Annotated in this window: 6 protein-coding genes; 5 read left to right on the forward strand and 1 reads right to left on the reverse strand. The window is 67.7% G+C overall.

What is annotated here, in order from left to right:
• Window positions 1-34: 34 nt before the first annotated feature.
• Window positions 35-541 carry a CGNR zinc finger domain-containing protein gene (locus tag AD72_RS31290; protein ID WP_031470243.1) on the reverse strand — a complete coding sequence of 169 codons (507 nt, stop codon included), beginning with the start codon at window positions 539-541 and terminating at the stop codon, window positions 35-37.
• Window positions 542-645: 104 nt separating this feature from the next.
• Between AD72_RS31290 and AD72_RS31295 the strand changes: the two genes are divergently transcribed.
• From AD72_RS31295 to AD72_RS31315, 5 genes are all read left to right on the forward strand, one after another.
• Entirely contained in the window at window positions 646-1,008 is a 363-nt protein-coding gene (locus tag AD72_RS31295) for a VOC family protein (RefSeq protein ID WP_031470244.1), read from the forward strand.
• A 141-nt stretch (window positions 1,009-1,149) separates the two neighbouring features.
• Window positions 1,150-1,617: a helix-turn-helix domain-containing protein gene (locus AD72_RS31300; RefSeq protein WP_037347976.1), complete on the forward strand. Its 468-nt coding sequence runs from the start codon at window positions 1,150-1,152 to the stop codon at window positions 1,615-1,617.
• On the forward strand, window positions 1,614-2,417 hold the full coding sequence (locus AD72_RS31305; RefSeq protein WP_051899216.1) for a hypothetical protein: 804 nt from the start codon (window positions 1,614-1,616) through the stop codon (window positions 2,415-2,417). The genes AD72_RS31300 and AD72_RS31305 overlap by 4 nt, the downstream gene beginning before the upstream one ends.
• Window positions 2,418-2,523: 106 nt before the next feature.
• On the forward strand, window positions 2,524-2,817 hold the full coding sequence (locus AD72_RS31310; protein ID WP_031470247.1) for a DUF2516 family protein: 294 nt from the start codon (window positions 2,524-2,526) through the stop codon (window positions 2,815-2,817).
• A partial coding sequence (locus AD72_RS31315; RefSeq protein ID WP_031470248.1) for an alpha/beta fold hydrolase occupies window positions 2,817-3,411 on the forward strand: 595 nt, incomplete at its 3' end. The genes AD72_RS31310 and AD72_RS31315, both read left to right, overlap by 1 nt.

The raw sequence follows: 3,411 nt of genomic DNA on the forward strand, positions 1-3,411 counted from the left end.
GTTACGAGACATCCCTTAGGGGGCACCCGCTCGCTCAGGCGTGTTTTTCCCGCCAGATACGGGCCTTCTCCCGGTTCCCGCACACCTGCATCGAGCACCAGGTGCGGCTGCGGTTGCGGGAACGGTCGTAGAAGGCCCAGCGACAGGAATCGGCGGGGCAGATCTTCACCCGGTCCCACATCCCGAGGGTGCTCAACCGGGATGCGGCGGCGAGGATCTCCCCGATGGCGGTGTGCGCCACCAGGACCGGGCCGTGCTCGCGAATGTGCACGGTCAGTTCACCGGTCGTCGAGAGACCCGTCGGTCCCGAGGGGCGGGCGAGATGATCGCCCACCGATCCACGGAGCGCGGAGCGCACCCGCGCGGCCTGTTCGGCCGCGCCGGGAGCGCCGAGATCTCTGTCGCGCACCCATGAGGACCAGCCTCCGCGTTCGGCCAGCACATCGACGCCGTCCTCGACGTCGAGTGTGTTCAGGAAGCTCATCACCAGTTCGATATCGCGTTCCGCGGGTGCGGAAGCGGTTACCCGTCCGGCAGTCACCTTCCCCAGTGTAAAGCGTGCCCCCGGGAATTGTCCTTGCCGCTCACCATTCGGCAGGTCATACTAACCGGCAAAACAACTATGCTAGTTAGGGAGTGGTTGCGATGTCCGCGGTCTCGCTTGGTGCCTACGTCCTCGACTGCCCCGATCCCGCGGCGCTCGCCGGGTTCTACGGCGCGCTGCTGGACTGGCCGGATCTCGCGGTCGAACCCGGCGCGGAATGGGCGACCCTGCGCGATCCGGGTGGTGGTCCCGCGCTCGGTTTTCAGCGCGACCCGGAGGTGCGTGCCTCGACCTGGCCGAGCAGGGAACGCCATCAGATGGCGCATCTGGACTTCCAGGTCGCCGATCTGCCCGCGCAGCACGAGCGCGCGCTCGCCCTCGGTGCCCGGTTGCTCGATGACAGCCACGAATCCTTCTGGGTCTACGCGGATCCCGCGGGGCATCCGTTCTGCCTCTGCCGCTGAGTTCCTGGTCCACAGTGGACGGGTGAGAAGTGTCCGATCGCCGGTGGTGAGCGCCACATGAACTCTTGCAAGCAGAGTGCTTGCAAGAGTTAGCACTCCGCTGTACCGTTGTGTCATCGCCAAGACAAGGAGGTGACCGCAATGGATGTGAACCAGGCGGTGACCGATATCGGCAAGGACATCGGCGAGTATATTCGCCAACAACGAAGCAGCGCGAAAATCTCGCTTCGGCAATTGTCGAAACTCGCCGGGGTCTCCAACCCGTATTTGAGCCAGGTCGAGCGTGGCCTGCGCAAGCCGAGCGCGGAAATACTCGCCCAGATCGCCAAGGGGCTACGCATTTCCGCCGAGGCGCTGTATGTGCAGGCGGGCATTCTGGAAGCTCCGCTCGGCGGTCCGGTCGGTGAGGCGATCCGTTCCGCGACAGACATATCAGACCGGCAGAAGCAGGTTTTGCTCGATATCTACGAATCGTTTCGCAGGGAGAACCGCGCCCGGGAAGTCGGTGGGGCAGACGGCGCGGCAGGTAGCGATGCGGAATCGGATTCGGTGCGGCAGCAGAGCGAAACCGGCCCGAACCACACCGAAACCAAGGAGCAACAATCATGAACGCCACCGCGAAGAAAACCCGGGACCAGGTCCGCGATCAGGTCAGTGAGCGCTTCGGCGATGTCGTCGAGCAGGTGCGTACCCCGCTGCTCGCCGCGCTCGGCGCGGGCGATCTGGCCACCCAGGCCGTCGCCGATCTGCTGAACAAGGCCCGTGCCCAGGTCGAGCAGAACGACAAACCGAAGACCCCGGTGGACGTGACCGAGCTGCGCGAGCACCTGGACGCCGCGGAGCTGGACAAGCTGATCGACCCGCAGGAACTGCGCAAGCTCGTCGATCCCGGTGAGCTGCGTGATCTCGTGGACGCCTACTCCAAGGCGGCCGGGGATCTGTACCACTACCTCGCCGAGCACGGTGAGTCCACTTTGGACAAACTGCGGGAGAACCCTCAGGTCAGCAAGGCCCTCGACCAGCTCGAGGATGCGGTGAGCCAGGCGCAGGACCGGATCGGCGATGCCGCGGGTGATGCCCGTGATCTCGCCGAGGAGGTGTTCAACCGGGTCAACCTGCGGGGCAATGCGGACAAGGCCGCGGACAAGGCGGCGGCCACGGTGACCGAGACCTCGCAGACCGTGGCCCGCGCCGGGGAGAAGGTCGCGGCGAACACGAAGCGGGCCGCCGAGAAGGTCAGCGCCCAGGCGGAGAAGACCGCGGAGAAGGCGGAGAAGACCGCCGAGAAGGTGAGCGAGAAGGCGGGCGAGAAGACGGCCAAGCCGTCCTCGGCCAAGCCGGCGAGCACCGCCAAGACCACTCCGCGGGCCACTTCCACCACCCGCAAGACCGGCGAGACCAAGAAGTAATCGAGTCTCTCCACCAGGCAAGACCGAGGGGACCGGCTCCCCCGCGGGCACCAGCGCCCGTGGGGGAGCCGCTTCACGATCGAGAAGATTGCGTACGCTGGAACTCGTGCAGGACTGGGTAACGTACTACATCTCAGAGGCGATCAGCTGGATCGCGGTCGCCGCGGGGCTGTTCGCCGTGCTGCATGCCGTCACGCAGCGGGCCGACGCGTTCACCGCGGCCGACAAGCTCAGCAAGCCCAAGTGGCTGGGGATCACCGCGGCGGGAACGGCGGCGTGCGCGCTGTTCCACTTCGGCGGGATCCTGTTCATCGTCTGGGTCGCCGGCACCGTGGCCATCCTGGTGTACCTCGTGGATGTGCGGCCCAAGCTGGCCGAGGTACAGCGCGGCTCGCACTGATGCGGGGAACCCTCGCCTCCGGCCTGTGCTGGCAGTCCTACGGCAGCGGTGATCCGGTCACCCTCGTCGTTCCCGGGCTCGGCGCCACGAGCGGAGAGGCCCGGCTGCCCGCGTCCGGACTGCCCGGGACCCGCGTCGTGGCCACGCTGCCCGGACACGGGGACGCCGCGGACGCGCCCGCCGGTTACTGGTCCTACAGCCGGGTCGCCGAGGACATCGCCGAGCTCGCGGACGCCACCGGTGCCCGCGCCGCGATCGGCACCTCCCTGGGCACCGGCGCCCTGCTGCACCTGCTCGCCGAGGAACCCGGCCGGTTCGCCGCCGCCGGTCTGCTGTTGCCCGGCGCGCTCGACGCGCCACGGGAAAGCCCGGCCATGCGCGCCTTCGCCGAATTCGCCTCCGCCGTCGAGGATTCCGATCTGGACCGGCTGCGCGGGCTGGTCGAGGAGCAGCTTCCGGACGGCGTGGATGTCGGCGGTTATGTCGAGGCGCGCACCACCGCGCTGGCCAGGATTCCGGAGGCGATGCGCGCGATTCCGAACGACGCACCGGTCCCGGAACCCGGGCGGCTGGCCGCGGTCACCGCACCGGTGC

Source organism: Sciscionella sediminilitoris (assembly GCF_000737195.2).
Lineage (GTDB): Bacteria > Actinomycetota > Actinomycetes > Mycobacteriales > Pseudonocardiaceae > Sciscionella > Sciscionella sediminilitoris.